17 protein-coding genes are annotated in these 13,660 nt (G+C 71.0%); 2 read left to right on the top strand and 15 right to left on the bottom strand.

Going from position 1 to position 13,660, the window contains the following annotated elements:
* Positions 1 to 39: 39 nt before the first annotated feature.
* A complete protein-coding gene (locus Ate02nite_RS05575; protein WP_203799875.1) occupies positions 40 to 675 on the bottom strand; it encodes a trimeric intracellular cation channel family protein in 636 nt (211 codons plus the stop codon).
* Complete coding sequence (locus tag Ate02nite_RS05580; RefSeq protein WP_203799877.1) at positions 642 to 860, bottom strand: DUF3039 domain-containing protein; 219 nt, start codon at positions 858 to 860, stop codon at positions 642 to 644. Before Ate02nite_RS05580 ends, Ate02nite_RS05575 begins: the two co-directional genes overlap by 34 nt.
* 139 nt (positions 861 to 999) lie before the next feature.
* Between Ate02nite_RS05580 and Ate02nite_RS05585 the strand changes: the two genes are divergently transcribed.
* Together Ate02nite_RS05585 and Ate02nite_RS05590 are read left to right on the top strand one after the other, a co-directional pair.
* The gene (locus Ate02nite_RS05585) at positions 1,000 to 1,941 is read left to right on the top strand and encodes a pseudouridine-5'-phosphate glycosidase (RefSeq protein ID WP_203799879.1); all 942 of its coding nucleotides are present in this window, start codon (positions 1,000 to 1,002) and stop codon (positions 1,939 to 1,941) included.
* The gene (locus Ate02nite_RS05590; protein WP_203799881.1) at positions 1,938 to 2,807 is read left to right on the top strand and encodes a carbohydrate kinase family protein; all 870 of its coding nucleotides are present in this window, start codon (positions 1,938 to 1,940) and stop codon (positions 2,805 to 2,807) included. Before Ate02nite_RS05585 ends, Ate02nite_RS05590 begins: the two co-directional genes overlap by 4 nt.
* Here Ate02nite_RS05590 and Ate02nite_RS05595 read toward each other — a convergent pair.
* From Ate02nite_RS05595 to Ate02nite_RS05655, 13 genes are all read right to left on the bottom strand, one after another.
* A complete protein-coding gene (locus Ate02nite_RS05595; protein ID WP_438871155.1) occupies positions 2,804 to 3,208 on the bottom strand; it encodes a DUF3099 domain-containing protein in 405 nt (134 codons plus the stop codon). The genes Ate02nite_RS05590 and Ate02nite_RS05595 overlap by 4 nt on opposite strands.
* A gap of 30 nt (positions 3,209 to 3,238) precedes the next feature.
* Entirely contained in the window at positions 3,239 to 3,751 is a 513-nt protein-coding gene (locus Ate02nite_RS05600) for a GAF domain-containing protein (protein WP_239147142.1), read from the bottom strand.
* A complete protein-coding gene (locus tag Ate02nite_RS05605) occupies positions 3,748 to 4,020 on the bottom strand; it encodes a hypothetical protein (RefSeq protein ID WP_203799883.1) in 273 nt (90 codons plus the stop codon). Before Ate02nite_RS05605 ends, Ate02nite_RS05600 begins: the two co-directional genes overlap by 4 nt.
* Before the next feature lie 14 nt (positions 4,021 to 4,034).
* Positions 4,035 to 4,985, bottom strand: a complete 951-nt coding sequence (locus Ate02nite_RS05610) for a methyl-accepting chemotaxis protein (protein ID WP_203799885.1) — start codon at positions 4,983 to 4,985, stop codon at positions 4,035 to 4,037.
* Between the two features lie 29 nt (positions 4,986 to 5,014).
* Positions 5,015 to 5,386, bottom strand: a complete 372-nt coding sequence (locus tag Ate02nite_RS05615; protein WP_203799909.1) for a response regulator — start codon at positions 5,384 to 5,386, stop codon at positions 5,015 to 5,017.
* Positions 5,383 to 5,655 (bottom strand): hypothetical protein, encoded by a 273-nt coding sequence (locus tag Ate02nite_RS05620; RefSeq protein ID WP_203799912.1) that lies wholly within the window; start codon positions 5,653 to 5,655, stop codon positions 5,383 to 5,385. The genes Ate02nite_RS05615 and Ate02nite_RS05620 overlap by 4 nt, the downstream gene beginning before the upstream one ends.
* Positions 5,636 to 7,912 (bottom strand): chemotaxis protein CheA, encoded by a 2,277-nt coding sequence (locus Ate02nite_RS05625; protein ID WP_203799915.1) that lies wholly within the window; start codon positions 7,910 to 7,912, stop codon positions 5,636 to 5,638. Before Ate02nite_RS05625 ends, Ate02nite_RS05620 begins: the two co-directional genes overlap by 20 nt.
* Positions 7,909 to 8,298 carry a response regulator gene (locus Ate02nite_RS05630; RefSeq protein ID WP_239147143.1) on the bottom strand — a complete coding sequence of 130 codons (390 nt, stop codon included), beginning with the start codon at positions 8,296 to 8,298 and terminating at the stop codon, positions 7,909 to 7,911. Before Ate02nite_RS05630 ends, Ate02nite_RS05625 begins: the two co-directional genes overlap by 4 nt.
* A complete protein-coding gene (locus Ate02nite_RS05635) occupies positions 8,298 to 9,161 on the bottom strand; it encodes a CheR family methyltransferase (protein ID WP_203799930.1) in 864 nt (287 codons plus the stop codon). Before Ate02nite_RS05635 ends, Ate02nite_RS05630 begins: the two co-directional genes overlap by 1 nt.
* Positions 9,158 to 9,751, bottom strand: a complete 594-nt coding sequence (locus tag Ate02nite_RS05640; protein ID WP_203799932.1) for a HEAT repeat domain-containing protein — start codon at positions 9,749 to 9,751, stop codon at positions 9,158 to 9,160. The genes Ate02nite_RS05635 and Ate02nite_RS05640 overlap by 4 nt, the downstream gene beginning before the upstream one ends.
* Positions 9,752 to 9,773: 22 nt before the next feature.
* Positions 9,774 to 10,802: a chemotaxis-specific protein-glutamate methyltransferase CheB gene (gene cheB / locus Ate02nite_RS05645; RefSeq protein ID WP_275422789.1), complete on the bottom strand. Its 1,029-nt coding sequence runs from the start codon at positions 10,800 to 10,802 to the stop codon at positions 9,774 to 9,776.
* Positions 10,803 to 11,708 carry a chemotaxis protein CheW gene (locus Ate02nite_RS05650; protein ID WP_203799934.1) on the bottom strand — a complete coding sequence of 302 codons (906 nt, stop codon included), beginning with the start codon at positions 11,706 to 11,708 and terminating at the stop codon, positions 10,803 to 10,805. It lies immediately after the preceding gene.
* Positions 11,709 to 11,712: 4 nt separating this feature from the next.
* Positions 11,713 to 13,660 (bottom strand): methyl-accepting chemotaxis protein (locus tag Ate02nite_RS05655; RefSeq protein ID WP_239147145.1); only part of this gene is annotated, 1,948 nt, incomplete at its 5' end.

The following is a 13,660-nucleotide window of genomic DNA, read 5'->3' on the forward strand; positions in this document are numbered from 1 at the left end:
CGACGGGCGGGGGCGCGAACCAGCATAGCCACCCCGCGGTCAGGGCACCGCGATCGGCGCGGACCACCGCCGGTACAGCGCGAGCAGCCGCAAACCGGTGATGAGCACGGCTCCGAGCGCCATCGGGCCGGGCCCGGACAGGCCGATCTCGCGCATGATGGTGACAAGAATCGCTCCGCCGAGGGCGACGATCGCGTAGATGTCACGCTGCAGGACGACCGGGATCTCGCCGGTCAGCAGGTCCCGGGCCAGGCCGCCGCCGATGGCGGTAAGCATGCCGATGAGGCAGGCGCCGACCGGTGGCACGCCTGCGTCGAGGGCCTTGAGGGTGCCGGTGACGGTGAACAGCCCGAGTCCGGCCGCATCCAGCAGCAGCACCGTCCGGCGCAGCCGGTTGAGCTGGGGATGCAGCCAGAACACGGCGATCGAGGCGAGCACCGCGGTGACCGCGTACCGCCAGTCGGCGAAGGCGAGCGGCGGCACCGCGCCGATCACGAGATCGCGCAGGATGCCGCCGCCGAGCGCCGCGACGAAACCGACCAATGCCACACCGAACAGGTCGAGCCGCTTGGCGACCGCCGCCGACGCCCCCGAGGCGGCGAAAACCGCGACGCCGACCAGATCACCGACGAGTAGGAAGTTCAGTGCTTCATCGACTCGTAGATCTCCTTGCACTGCGGACAGACCGGGGCGCCCTTCTTCGGCGTCTTGGTCACCGGGAACTTCTCCCCGCACAGCGCTACGACGTAGGTGCCCATGACCGCGCTCTCGGCGATCTTCTCCTTCTTGACGTAATGGAACATCTCCGGCCCGGTGTCCGCGTCCTTGGTCTCCGGGCGCTCCAGGATCTGCGTGGTCACGACATCAGCCCTTCAGAAAAGAAACCGCCGGCGCCCCCAGCGCGGCGGACGGTATGCACGCTCCGACCAGCAAGTCTGACACCTCACGCCGAAGCGGTCCAACGTCGGCGGCCGGGGCGGGCGCCGTAACGTAGGTGTCGTGACTGACTTCGCGATTCAATACGGCGAGCACGTGACCCGTGCCCGCCGGGACGGCCGGCCGGTGGTCGCGCTGGAGAGCACGATCATCTCCCACGGTCTCCCCCACCCGGACAACCTGCGGGTGGCGCGCGAGATCGAGCAGACCGTCCGGGACAACGGCGCCGTGCCCGCCACCATCGGCATGATCGGCGGCAAGCTTGTCGTCGGCCTCGACGACAGCCAGATCGAGCACCTGGCGCTGGCCGAGGGGGTGGCCAAGCTCAGCGTCCGCGACCTGGCGGTGGCCGCCGCCAAGCGGGCCGACGGCGCCACCACGGTTGCCGCCACCAGCGCGGTCGCCGCGGCCGCCGAGATCGGCGTGTTCGCCACCGGCGGCCTGGGCGGGGTGCACCGGGAGGCGAGCGTCACCTTCGACGAGTCGGCCGACCTGGTCACGCTGGCCCGCACGCCGATCGTGGTGGTCTGTGCCGGGGTGAAATCAATCCTCGACGTGGGCGCCACCCTGGAGCGGCTGGAGACGCTCGGCGTCGCGGTGGCCGGTTACCGCACCAGGCGTTTCCCCGGCTTCTTCATCACCGACGGCGGCTTCGACGTGGACTGGGAGCTCGACTCGGCCGACCAGGTCGCCGACGTCATGCGGGCCCGCACCGACCAGGGCGTCGGGGCCGGTGCGCTGATCCTGGCCAACCCGCTGCCGATCGGCGAGCAACTCGACCCGGTGCTGCACGACCGCACCCTGGCCGAGGGCCTCGACCTGCTGGCCAGCCACCACATCACCGGCAAGGCGGTCACCCCGTTCCTGCTGTCGCACTTCCACTCCAGCACCGAGGGGCAGAGCCTCGCGGTCAACGTGCGGATCATCCTGCGTAACGCGGCGCTGGCCGCGCAGATCGCGGCGGCGCACACCCCCGCACCGGCACCGGTGGGCTTCAGCGCGTGATCGTGGTCGGCGACCTGGTCACCGACGTCCTGGTGGAGCACTCCGGCCCGATCCAGATCGGGTCGGACACCAACGCGTCCATCACGGTGCGCGGCGGTGGTCAGGCCGCGAACACGGCGGCCTGGCTGGCCCACGCCGGGGTGCCGGTGACGCTGGTCGCCGCGGTCGGCGACGATCCGGCCGGGCGGGACCGGGTAGCCGAGCTGGTGGCGGCCGGGGTGCGGTGCGCGGTGCGCGCGCACGTCGGCGCGCCGACCGGCAGTGTGGTGGTGCTGGCCGGGCCGGACGAACGCACGATGATCACCGACCGAGGTGCGTCGCTGTTGCTCGAGCCGGCCGACGTGGTCGCCGCCATCACCGCGTCGACCGCCCGCCACCTGCATCTTTCCGGATATCCGCTGCTGCATGACGGGTCCCGGGCGGCCGGCCTCGCCGCCCTGGCGGCGGCCTCAGACCGAGGAATGACCACGAGCGTCGACGCGGCCTCGGCGGCCCCCTTGCGGTCGGTGGGGGCCGAGGCTTTCCTGACCTGGGTACGCGGTACCGACCTGCTCCTGTGCAACGCCGACGAGGCCGACGTGCTGGCCGGGCCCGGTTCCGCCGCGGCGCAGGCCGACCGGCTCGCCGCCACGGTGCGGAACGTGGTGGTGAAACAGGGAGCGGCCGGGGCCTGCTGGGCCGGGGACGGTCAGATCTGGCGGGGGCGCTCCACCCGCGTACCGATGAAGGATCCGACCGGGGCCGGAGATGCCTTCGCGGCCGGCCTGATCGCCAGCTGGTGTTCCGGCGGCACGCCGCAGGCCGCGCTCGCGGCCGGCGCCGCCCTCGGCGCCGAAGCCGTCGCGAAGGTCGGAGCCCGCCCCTAGCGCGGGTGGCGCTCCGGCTCGGTCCAGTGCTCGCCGTCGATCGTCAGATATTCCACCTCGTCAACGGGCTGCTGGGCCAGGGCGGCCTGCTGCTGTTGCTCCCGTTCCAGGGCCGAGGCGGCCCGCTCGGCCTTGGACTTGGCCGGCCGGTCGTTCGCGATCAGGACGGCCGCCCAGGGCAGGAAGACCATGCCGGCGGCGCAGAGGACGAGCCAGAGCCCCAGCCACGGCGGGCGGAAACTGATCAGGACGGCACCCAGGATGAGACAGGCGGCCCGCACGCTCATCATCGACACGTAACGGATCTGCCGGCTCCGGAACTGATCGTTCTGGCTGCGGGCGGCATCGGTGATCAGGACCGGCTGCTTCTTCACGGTGGGGTCCTCCGATCGACCCCTCATCCTTGCACCGTTCCGGCGGTCATGTGCAAATCAGGGTCGGTCGGCCCTTTCCTCCAGGCGCTCGACCACCTCTTCGGCGGTCGCCTGGAGAAAGAGGAGGTCGTCGCGGCTGAACGCGCGTGGCTGGACGTCCAGGCCGCAGAGCCCGCCGAGCACGTGACCGGACTGCGACACCAGCGGCGCACCCGCGTAGGCCCGCACGCCGCCGACCGTGACCAGCGGGTTGTCGTGGAACATCGGATCGATGGCGAGATCGGTGACGCTGCGTGGCGCCCGCTCGGTGACCAGCGGCTGGCAGAACGCCCATTCCAGCGGCGTGCCGCCGGATTCCTGGATGAACTCCGGAACCGGGCCGTGCCCGGCCAGGAACACCTGGGCGTCGTTGAGCAGCACGTCGATCATCACGAACGGGGTGTCCAGGCGCTGCACCACCCGGTCCACGAGTTCGCGCAGGAAGGGGCGTTCCGCCTCGCGGTCGAGGCCGAGCCGGGCGACGTCGATCAGCCGGTCCACCGTACGGATCGCCGGGTAGTGGTCGATCACGACGAAACCGTCCGGCTCAGCGCCTCGTAGGTGATCACGCGCACCTTCGTCGAGCGGCCGGCCACCCGGAGCAGGTCACCCACGGTCATCAGGTGCTCGGCGACCCGGCGCAGGTCGTTGGGTTCGGTCAGCGGGCGGCGCAGGCCGAGCTCGCGTGCGGACAGGTCCCAGATGCCCTCGGCGAGCCGGTGCCCGACCAACTCGGCCAGCGCCTCCAGGGCGTCCCCTTCGGTAGGACATTCCTGCCCGTACTCGTTCTTCGGCGTCATTGCCTTTCCCCCCGTCAGAACAGCTCGATCATCGGCGCGCCGTCGGGCTCCCCGGTCCGTTCGCCAGTGCTGGCCGCGTGTGTCGAGCGCTGCCGGCCCATGACGTGCCTGGTCCGCAGATCGTCGACACTGATCATCCTCTCCCGGACGACCTCCGCCGGGAGGGTTCCTTCGGAGTAAGCCACCACATCCGCCGACTGCCGGCGCACGTCGGCGACCGCCGCCAGCACGTGCTCGAGCATCTGCCGGCTGGTGTCCTGGAACTGGATCTGCGCCACCGCGCCGGTGGTCTCGCCGGTGAGCGCCGCCGAACTGGCCTCGACCTGACCGGCCGCCCGCACCGAGTCCCGCAGGATGGTCGTCACGATCCCGGACATCTCCCGCTGGGCGTCGGTGACGCCGGCCAGGTCGAACTCGCTGTCGTGGCAGAGCGCGGTGTCCAGCCGGGTGGTCAGGTCGGTGAGGCTGCCACCGACCCCGTTCGCCGTCTGGCGAGACCGGTCGGCCAGCTTCCGAATCTCGTCGGCGACCACCGCGAAGCCGTCGTTCCCGGTCCGGACCGCCTCGACCGTCGCGTTCTGGGCCAGGATGCCGGTCGCCTTGCTGACCTCCTCGATCCGCTTCACGTCCTGCTTGAGGTCGCGAACCTCCTCCACCAGCCGGTGGATCCGCTCGTCGCGGGACCGGAGGGACGAGACCAGGCGGTCCACCAGCCGGTCGGCGGCGGTGGTGACGCCGGTCAGCTCGCTCTCGGCCCGGCCCAGCGTCCCGGCCAGTTGGGCCACGTCGCCGGCCATCACCTCGGCCATCGAGTCGACCGTCGTCATCTGCGCGACGATGGCCTCGGCCGCCTCGGCGGTCTGCTCGATGATGTCGTGCACGTGAGCGTCGACGACGTCGCAGAACGCCGGCACCGGCCGCAACGCCGCGGCCACCAGTTCCGATTGGTCGAGCAGACTGGACATCGGGTTACCTCCAGGCGACTGTGGCACCGTCAGGCGTCGGGGAGAACCTGCTTGATCACGCCGAGGAGCTGGTCGGGGGCGACCGGCTTGACCAGCCAGCCGGTGGCCCCGGCGGACTTGGCCTCGGCCCGCTGGGCCTGCTCCGACTCGGTGGTCAGCATGAGCACCGGGGTGAACCGCAGGCCGGGGTCTTTGCGGGCCTCCCGGACGAAGGTGATCCCGTCCATCTGTGGCATGTGCACGTCGCTGATGATCAGGCTGGGCTGGATGCCCTTGCCTAGTTTGTCCAGCGCCTCCTTACCGTGCCCCGCGGTCTCCACCGTGTAACCGGCCTTGGTCAGGATGGACTTCAGGCTCATGAGCATGGTGGCGGAGTCGTCGATGAGCAGCACGGTGGTCATGGTTCGCTTCTTTCACGGATCGGCGGGCCACCACTCCCCATGAGTAACGGCAGCACCAGCCCGGCCAGGAAAACGTCGGTCGGTGCCGCACTGACCTTCGGCCGAAAATGCAGGATCGCTTGGAATGCGCCGGTATGCAGATGGTTGCACTTTCGAAGATTCACCCGGGGCTTCGCGGTCACCCGCAGCCAGGTGGCCAGCTCCTCCACCTCGTCGACGGTCACCACCCCGATCAGCGTCGCGGTGGTGTCACCCAACTCGAGCGGCAAGGCCGAGCACCTCCTCCATGTTCAGCACCAGCAGCACCAGGCCGTCGCCGAGCAACGCGGTGCCGGCGAACTCGTCGGCGTAGGCGAGCAGGCCCTCCATTGGTTTGAGGAGCACGTCGACCTCCCGGTGGAACCGCTCCACCAGCAGCCCCATCCGTTGCCCGGCCACGGTGACGATCAGGATGGCCCGGTCCTCGGCCGGATCCGGCTGCCAGGGCATGTCCAGGGCCCGGGCCAGATCGGTCACCGGGACCACCTCGCCGCGCAGCACCACCACGTCCTGGTGCAGCACCCGGCCCATCTCGGCGACCGGCACCCGGACCGTCTCCACCACCAGGTCGACCGGGATGCCGAAGCGCTGCCCGGCCACACTGATCACCAGCACCTGGGTGACCGCCATCGACAGCGGCAGGCGCAATCGGACGGTGGTGCCGCCGCCCAGCTGGGAACACATGGTGACGGCTCCGCCGAGCTTCTGGACGCCGGCCCGGACGGCGTCCATCCCGACCCCGCGGCCGGACAGGTCGGAGATCTGCTCGGCGGTCGAGAACCCCGGGCGAAAAACCAGATCAACAGCGTCGGCGTCACTCAGGGTCTCCAGCTCGGCCTCGGAGATCAACCCTTTCTCGTACGCCTTCCGGCGCACCCGCGCCGGATCGACACCGCGCCCGTCGTCGGAGATCTCCACCACCACCGCGTCCCCGTCGGCCGCCGCCGCGAGGGCGATCCGGGCGGTGCCGGGCTTGCCGGACGCCAGCCGCTCGCCGACCGTCTCCACCCCGTGATCCAGGCTGTTGCGCACCAGATGCACGAGCGGGTCGGCGAGCGCCTCGATGACGTCCTTGTCGGCCATCGTCTCCTCGCCGGTGAGCACCAGCTCGACGCTCTTGCCGAGCCGCCGGCTCAGGTCACGGACCAGCCGCGGGAAGCGGGCGAACGCCACCGACAACGGCAGCATCCGGATGTCCATCACCGCGGCCTGCAGATCCTCGGCGATCCGGTGCAGGCCGGCGTGCTGGTCCTTGATCCGGCGGCCGAACTCCTTGTCGGCGCCCTCGGCCAGGAAGGCGAGGCCGTTCTTGGCCACGGTGAGCTCGCCGGCCAGCTCCATCAGGTGGTCGACCTTCGCCTGGTCGACCTTGAGGATGCGGCCGCCGACCTCTACCGGGTTCTCGGCCACGGGGTTCTCCGCCACCGGGTTCTCCGCCACCGGGTTCTCCGCCGGCGGCGGGGCGTCGGCGAGCAGGCGGGTGACGGTCGCGGTCAGCGTGACCACGTCCGGCTCACGGATCTCGACCGGGTCGCCGAGGGCGCGCGCCGCCTGGGTGATCGCACCGGCCACGGAGATCAGGTGCGGGCCGCCGGTGGGGTTGGCCGACAGGCCGCGCAGGGCCGCGGCCAGCACCGCACGCGCCTCGCCCGTCATCTCCGGGCCGGGCTTTGATATCTCGACGGCCGTCTCCGCCGGGCCCGTCAGGAACCGCTGGATGGTGTCGCCGTCCAGGTCGGCGACCTCGATCTGGTCGTTGACGTACCGGAACAGGTAGCCGATCTCGCCGGCCCCGGCCCGGGCCGCGAAGACGAAGGAGACCAGGCAGGCGTACTCGTCGTAGTCCTCGGCCGCAGGCCACCGCGCCGGCTCGAGCACGTCGAGCCGGGCCAGCGCCGGCACCTGCCGGATCAGGTGCAGCGGATCCTCGGCCCGGAAGAAGCACCCCGAGTCCGGCACGTAGCGCGCGAACCGCATCCGCGCCGACGTGGTGCGCAGCCAGGCCGCGGTCTCGGCGAGCCACTCCTGGTCGAAGACGGCCAGCCAGGACGGCGCCAGATCCGGCCAGGCCGAGCCGAGCCGGGTTTCCGCCGGGACCGGCTCGCCGCCGATCGGCGCCCGCAGGCGGCCGATCAGGGTCGCCGCGTCGGCCCCGGCCGTCGCGGGCAGGCACTCGTTGCCGGTGACGTACGCGAGCCAGCCCCGGATCAGGTCGAACGCGGCGAGCAGGTCGTCGGTCATCCCGGAGTCCAGCGGCAGCTCACCGGCGCGAACCGCGTCGAGCAGATCCTCCACCGCATGGGTGAGCCGGGTGAGCTCCGGGAAGTCGAACAGCCCGGACGAGCCCTTGAGCGTGTGCGCGGCCCGGAACACCTCGTTCACCAGATCCGGGTCGCCGGGGGCCCGTTCCAGCTCCAGCAGGCCCGCGTCGACCAGGGCGAGCAGGTCCGCCGCCTCGGCCAGGAACTGGGCCAGCAGCGAGTTCACGCGGGCACCCCCCGGCCGGCCGTGAACAACCGGGCGATCCGCACCAGCCGCTCCGGCGGCACCGGCTTGACCAGGTACAGGTTGGCGCCGGCCGCGTAGGCCCGATCGGCGTCGCCCGGCCGCTCCTCGGTGCTGATCATCACGACCGGGGCGGGCGTGCCGACCTCCGAGCGCAGCGTCTCCACGCAGGTGTAGCCGTCCATCCTGGGCATGTTCACGTCCACCACGAACAGGTCGAACGCGGCGCCTAGGGCGGCCTCCACCGCCTCCAGGCCGTTGGCCGCCTCCCGCACCCGGAAGCCGGCCTCACTGAGCATGGTGCAGTGGTACATCCGCACCGTGGCGGCGTCGTCCACCACGAGCACCAACGGCTGGGTCTCGGTCATCACTTCGCTCCGGTCGGTCGTTGGTAGACGATGCCCTCCGGCAGGCGGATCGGCTTGAAGATCGGCGAAATCCGGCTCATCGACTCGGAATGCCCGAGGAAGAGGTACGCGCCGGGCCGCATCGCGCTGTACAGGTTCTCGGCCGCCCGGCGGCTGGACAGCTCGTCGAAGTAGATGAGCACGTTGCGGCAGAACACCACGTCGAACTCGTGCAACACCCGCATCGCCGCGGTGTCACAGATGTTGATCTGGTGCAGCGTGACCGCGTCGCGGATGCTGCTGTCCAGCTGGTAACGCCCGGCCCCGACCGCGTTGAAGTACCGGGACATCCAGAGCTTCGGCACCCGCTGCAGGGACCGTTCGCCGTAACTGGCGTGCGCGGCCCGGGACAGCACCTCGCTGTCGATGTCCCCGCCGTGGATCTCCACGTCCACCAGGTCGATGTGCGGCCACTCGGCCAGCAGGCGCAGCGCGATGGAGTAGGGCTCCTCGCCGGTCGAGCAGGGCAACGACAGGATCTTCACCGGCCCGGCCATCCGGCCCGGCCCGCCCCGCGCCGCCAGCACCCGGGGCAGGACGGCGTTGAGCAGCGCGTCGAACTGGTAGTCCTCGCGCAGGAAGTACGTCTCGTTGACGGTCAGCTGGTTGATCAGTTCCTGGAGCAGGGCCGGCCGGTCGCCCAGCCGCAGCGCGCCGAACCAGCCCGCGAACGTCTCGAAGCCCGCCGCCCGTACGCAGTGGTCGATCCGCTTGTCGACGAAGTACCGCTTCGACGGGGCGAACTGGATGCCGGTGCGCCGGTAGAAGTACTCGCGGAACCTCTCGAAATCGGTCTCGGTGAGAGCGGTGGCGGCTGGGATCATCGCAACGCCGCCTCGACGGTGAAGCGCAGGAACGGGTCGTCCGGGAACCGGCGCACGGCACCTTCGAGCAGCTCGCGATGCTCGGGGCCGAGCGACGGGAGCAGCGCGTCGATGGCAGTGGCGACCACGTTCGGATGCGGATCGTCCTTGATCAGCACGGCCAGCCAGGTGAGCGACTCCGGATGCGGCAGGTCGGCCAGCACGATCGCGGTCATCACGCGTACGTCAGGGTCGGGGTCCTCCAGCAGGCGCGGAACGAGCGCCGGCACCGAGATCGGCATGGTGGCCAGCGCCTCCGCCGCGGCCGTGCGCAACCCGGCGTCGTCGCTGGCCAGATGCACCGCCAGGCCGGCCGCGACCCGGTCGGTGTCGTGCACCGCGAGGGTGGTGAGCATCGCGTCGCGGACCGCCGGCACCTGCTCGACCCCGATCCGGTCGAGCAGGGCCTCCACCGCGTCGGCCACCCCCTCCAGACCCAGCGCCGCCGCCCGTCGCGCCTCCCGATCCGGGTCGTCGAGCTGCCGGATCAGGTCCTCGGGCGACACCACCGGCAACTCCGGCTCCGGCTCTGCCTTGCGGACGAGTCCCACGACTACTCCCTCTTCCTCGCGCTCAGCGGACCCAGTCGGCCAGCCGGCCGGCGATCGCGTACGACGGCAGCACTTCGCTCGCCCCGCCCAGCCGGGCCAGCGCGCCCGGCATCCCCCAGACCACCGCGGTCTCCTCGGCCTCGGCGATGGTGCGGCCGCCGGCCGCGTGCACCTCGGTGATCTCGGCGGCGCCGTCGTCGCCCATCCCGGTCAGCAGCACGCAGACCAGCCGGGCCGGGTCGCAGTGCCGGCGGGCCGAGGCGACCAGCCGGTCCACGCTCGGATGCCAGCTGTAGTCCGCGCCGGACGGCACGCTCTTCACGATCAGGCCGTCGGCGCGCCGGGCCACCACCACGTCGGCGCTGCCGCGGCCCAGGTAGACGTGGCCGCGGCGGACCTTCATGATCCGATCGACCTCGTGCACCCGCAGCGCGCAGCTCTCGTCGAGCCGTCGGGCCAGGGTCGCGGTGAACGACCCCGGGATGTGCTGCGCCACCACGACCGGTGCACCGAGACCGGCCGGCAGCTGCGGCAACAGCTCGGTGAGCAGCTGCGGGCCACCGGTCGAGGAGCCGATCAGGAGAAGCTCGATCGCGCCGCGGGGCACGGCGTCGCGGTTCGGTTGCGGTGCTTCCGGCGTACGCCCCGAAGGCTGGTGCCCCAACCGGGCGGAAGCCGCCGCACGGACCTTGCTGACCAGTTCGCCGGCGACCTCGTCAAGGTTCGGCGGGACCGTCCCGCCCGGCTTGACCACGTGGTCGATCGCGCCCAGCGCGAGAGCTTCCAGGGTGACCAGGGCATTGCGTTCGGTCAGCGCCGACACCATCACCACCGGGGTGGGCCGCAGGTCCATGATCCGCGCGAGGCAGGTGAGGCCGTCCATCACCGGCATGTGCACGTCCAGCGTGATCACGTCGGGCTGCAGTTGTTCCAGCTTGTGCAGCGCGTCCAGCCCGTTGCGGGCGGTGTGCACGTCGAACTCATCGACCAACATGGCTTTGATGGCTTGACGCATCACCGCCGAGTCATCAACCACCAGGACTGTCGCCACTCAGACCGCCGCGAGCGCTTCCTCGGCGACCAGCAGCTGATCGAGTTCGACAAGCAGGAACATGCGGTTGCGCTCCGGCAGGTTCGCCACCCGGGAGACCACCCGGGCCTGCTCGGCCGACAGCTTCGGGGCCGGTTCCAGCAGGTGCCGGCCGACCCGGGCCACCTCGGCCACCGAGTCAACGATGAGGCCGGCCCGCACCCCGTTGACGATCAAAACCACGATTCGCTGACGCTCATCGCGCTCGACGCGCCGCAAACCGAGACGGGTACGCAGGTCAACCACCGGCAACACCGCGCCCCGCAGATTGACCAGGCCCTCGACGTAGCGATACGACCTGGGCACCCGGATCAGGACCGGCGGGACCCGGATGATCTCCTGAACGGCGTCGACGTCGACGGCGTACTCCTCGCCGTCCAGCCGGAACACCACGAACAGTTCCTCGTCGGCTTTCTCCACGGCGTCCGCGACCTCGGCGACCCTCTCTCCGACCAGGCGGTCCACGTTGAGCACACTGGTCATCGAGCCGCCGTCCTGGATGACGCCGACCAGCACCTGGGCATCGACCGTGGCCGGCATCCGCACCTCGGCCGGGTCGATGCTGAGCACGCCGGCCACCCGGTCCACCACGAAACCGAGCGGCACCCGGCCGTCCAGCACGATCACCCGGCTGGTCTCATCCGGCGCGGCGTCGGGCAATCCGCAGCGGGTGCGCAGGCTCACCACCGGGAGCACCCGGCCGCGCAGGTCGGCCAGACCCGCCAGGGACGGTGGGCTGAGCGGGGTCCGCACCACTGACGGCATCCGGATGATCTCCCGGACCCGGCTCATCGGGAACGCGTAGCGCTCCCCCGCCAGGTCGAAGGTGACGAATTCGGCGTTGCCGCCCTCCGGGTCCATCCGCATCCCCTCAACCGGCGCTCTGGAGCTCGTCGGCGAGAGCCGCGATCTCCTCGACGGCGGCAGCCAGGTCGTCGGCGCCCTGGGCCTGCTCGCGGGCCGCCGTCGACGCCTGGGCGGCCGACTGCTCGGACTGGACGGCCGCGCTGGCGATCTGCTCGAGGCCGGTCTTCACCTCGGCCAGCACCAGGGCGACCTGCGCCGCCGACTCGCGTAACTCGTCGTTGCCGGAACGGACCTGCCGCATGACCCGCTCGATCTCCTCTAGCCGGGCCGTGGTGGCCTTGGCCGCCTCCACCTCGGCGAGCGCCTGCCGGCTCGTCTCCACCAAGTCGCCGCGGACCTCGGCGATCCGGTCCTGCACCGACCGGACCAGGTCCTTGATCCGGTCGGCGTTCTCGGCCGAGTCCCGGGCCAGGTTGCGGATGTCGGTCGACACCACGGCGAAGCCCTTACCGAACTCGCCGGCCCGGGCCGACTCGACCGAACCGTTCACGGCCAGCATGTTCGTCTGGATCGAGACGTTCGCGATCGCGTCCACGATCTTGTCGATCCGCCGGGAGATCTGCTCCAGCGCGTACACCTTGCGGACGTTCTCGGCGCCCTCCCGGGCCGCCTGCCCGATCGCCTCGATGATCGAGTCGACCGCGTCCTTGTTCGTCGCCAGCAAACCCAGGATCTGGTCGGCCTGCCGCACTGCCGCGCCGCCCTGGGACTCCGACATCTGGGCGAGCTGCTCAATCCGTACGACCAGGTCGGAGGTCTCCCGGCCCTTCTCCGCGGCCGTTCGCGCCCCCGCGTTGATCTCGCTGATCGACGTGTCGATCTGCCCCGCCGCCCGGTTGATCTCCTCGACCGCGGCGGACAACTCCTCGGCCGCGCCGGCCACGTCCTCGGCGCTCCTCGAGATGTCGACGCTGATCCGCAGCCCCTCCGAGATCTCGGCCAGCGCGTCGGCGGCCTGCTCGGTCTGCCGCAACGCCTGCGTCTGCTGGGCCACCGTCAACAGCGACTCCTCGCAGGCCGCGGACTGCTGCTCGGCCGCCGCCGCGATCTCCTCGGACCGGGTCTTGGCAAAACCCGCCGACTTCTTCGACTCCTCGGCCGACCCCGCCATCTCGATGGCACCCGCCATGATCGAACCCATGTCGGCCCGGATCGCCTCCAACTGACCGGTGATCGACCTGGCCTTCTCGACCTCCATCCGCGCCGTCTCGGCGGACGACTGCACCCCCGACACGATGTCGGTGACACTGGCCCGAACCTCGTCGATCAGGTCCCGGATCTGCCGGGCGCTGCGCTCACTGATCTCGGCCAGCGTCCGCACCTCGTCGGCGACCACGGCGAACCCCTTGCCGTGCTGCCGGGCCCGGGCGGCCTCGATCGCCGCGTTCAGGGCGAGCAGGTTCGTCTGGTCCGCGATGTGCGCGACCGTCTTGACGATGTCGCCGATCTCGTCGGCCTGTTTCTCCAGCTCGGTGATGGTGACCACGGAGCCGGTCTGCCGGTTCGAGGCCCCCTCGACGTTGGCGAGCAGGTTGCTGATGCCGGCCCGGGTCTCGTTGAGCAGAATCTGCAGGGCCTGGCTCAGCTCGGCGACCTGGCGGGTGGTCCGCTCCTGCCGATCGACCCGCTCCTCGACCTGGTTCATCGCGGCCAGGCTCTGCTGGGTGGCACCGGAGGCCTCCTCGGCGCCCGCCGAGATCTGCTGCATGGCCTCGGTGAGCTGCCGGGACGCTTCCGCGGCCTGCGCGTTCTGCGCGGAGATCTCGGCCGTGGCGGACGCGATCCGCTCGGCGGCCTGCTGCTGCCGGGCAACCGACCGAGCAAGCCGCCGGCTGGCCTCGGTGTCCCCGCCCCTCGACGTGGCTCCGCCTCTTGAGGTGGCTCCGCCTCTTGAGGTGGCTCCGCCTCTTGAGGTGGCTCCGCCTCTTGAGGTGGCTCCGCCTCTTGAGGTG

It is taken from the genome of Paractinoplanes tereljensis, from assembly GCF_016862435.1.
Lineage (GTDB): Bacteria > Actinomycetota > Actinomycetes > Mycobacteriales > Micromonosporaceae > Actinoplanes > Actinoplanes tereljensis.

Coding starts and splice junctions, on each gene's coding strand:
- Ate02nite_RS05610 (WP_203799885.1), bottom strand. CDS start 4,985: ATGTCCAGTCTGCTCGACCAATCGGAACTGGTGGCCGCGGCGTTGCGG.
- Ate02nite_RS05630 (WP_239147143.1), bottom strand. CDS start 8,298: ATGACCGAGACCCAGCCGTTGGTGCTCGTGGTGGACGACGCCGCCACG.
- Ate02nite_RS05605 (WP_203799883.1), bottom strand. CDS start 4,020: ATGACGCCGAAGAACGAGTACGGGCAGGAATGTCCTACCGAAGGGGAC.
- Ate02nite_RS05635 (WP_203799930.1), bottom strand. CDS start 9,161: ATGATCCCAGCCGCCACCGCTCTCACCGAGACCGATTTCGAGAGGTTC.
- Ate02nite_RS05615 (WP_203799909.1), bottom strand. CDS start 5,386: ATGACCACCGTGCTGCTCATCGACGACTCCGCCACCATGCTCATGAGC.
- Ate02nite_RS05595 (WP_438871155.1), bottom strand. CDS start 3,208: ATGAGGGGTCGATCGGAGGACCCCACCGTGAAGAAGCAGCCGGTCCTG.
- Ate02nite_RS05650 (WP_203799934.1), bottom strand. CDS start 11,708: ATGCGGATGGACCCGGAGGGCGGCAACGCCGAATTCGTCACCTTCGAC.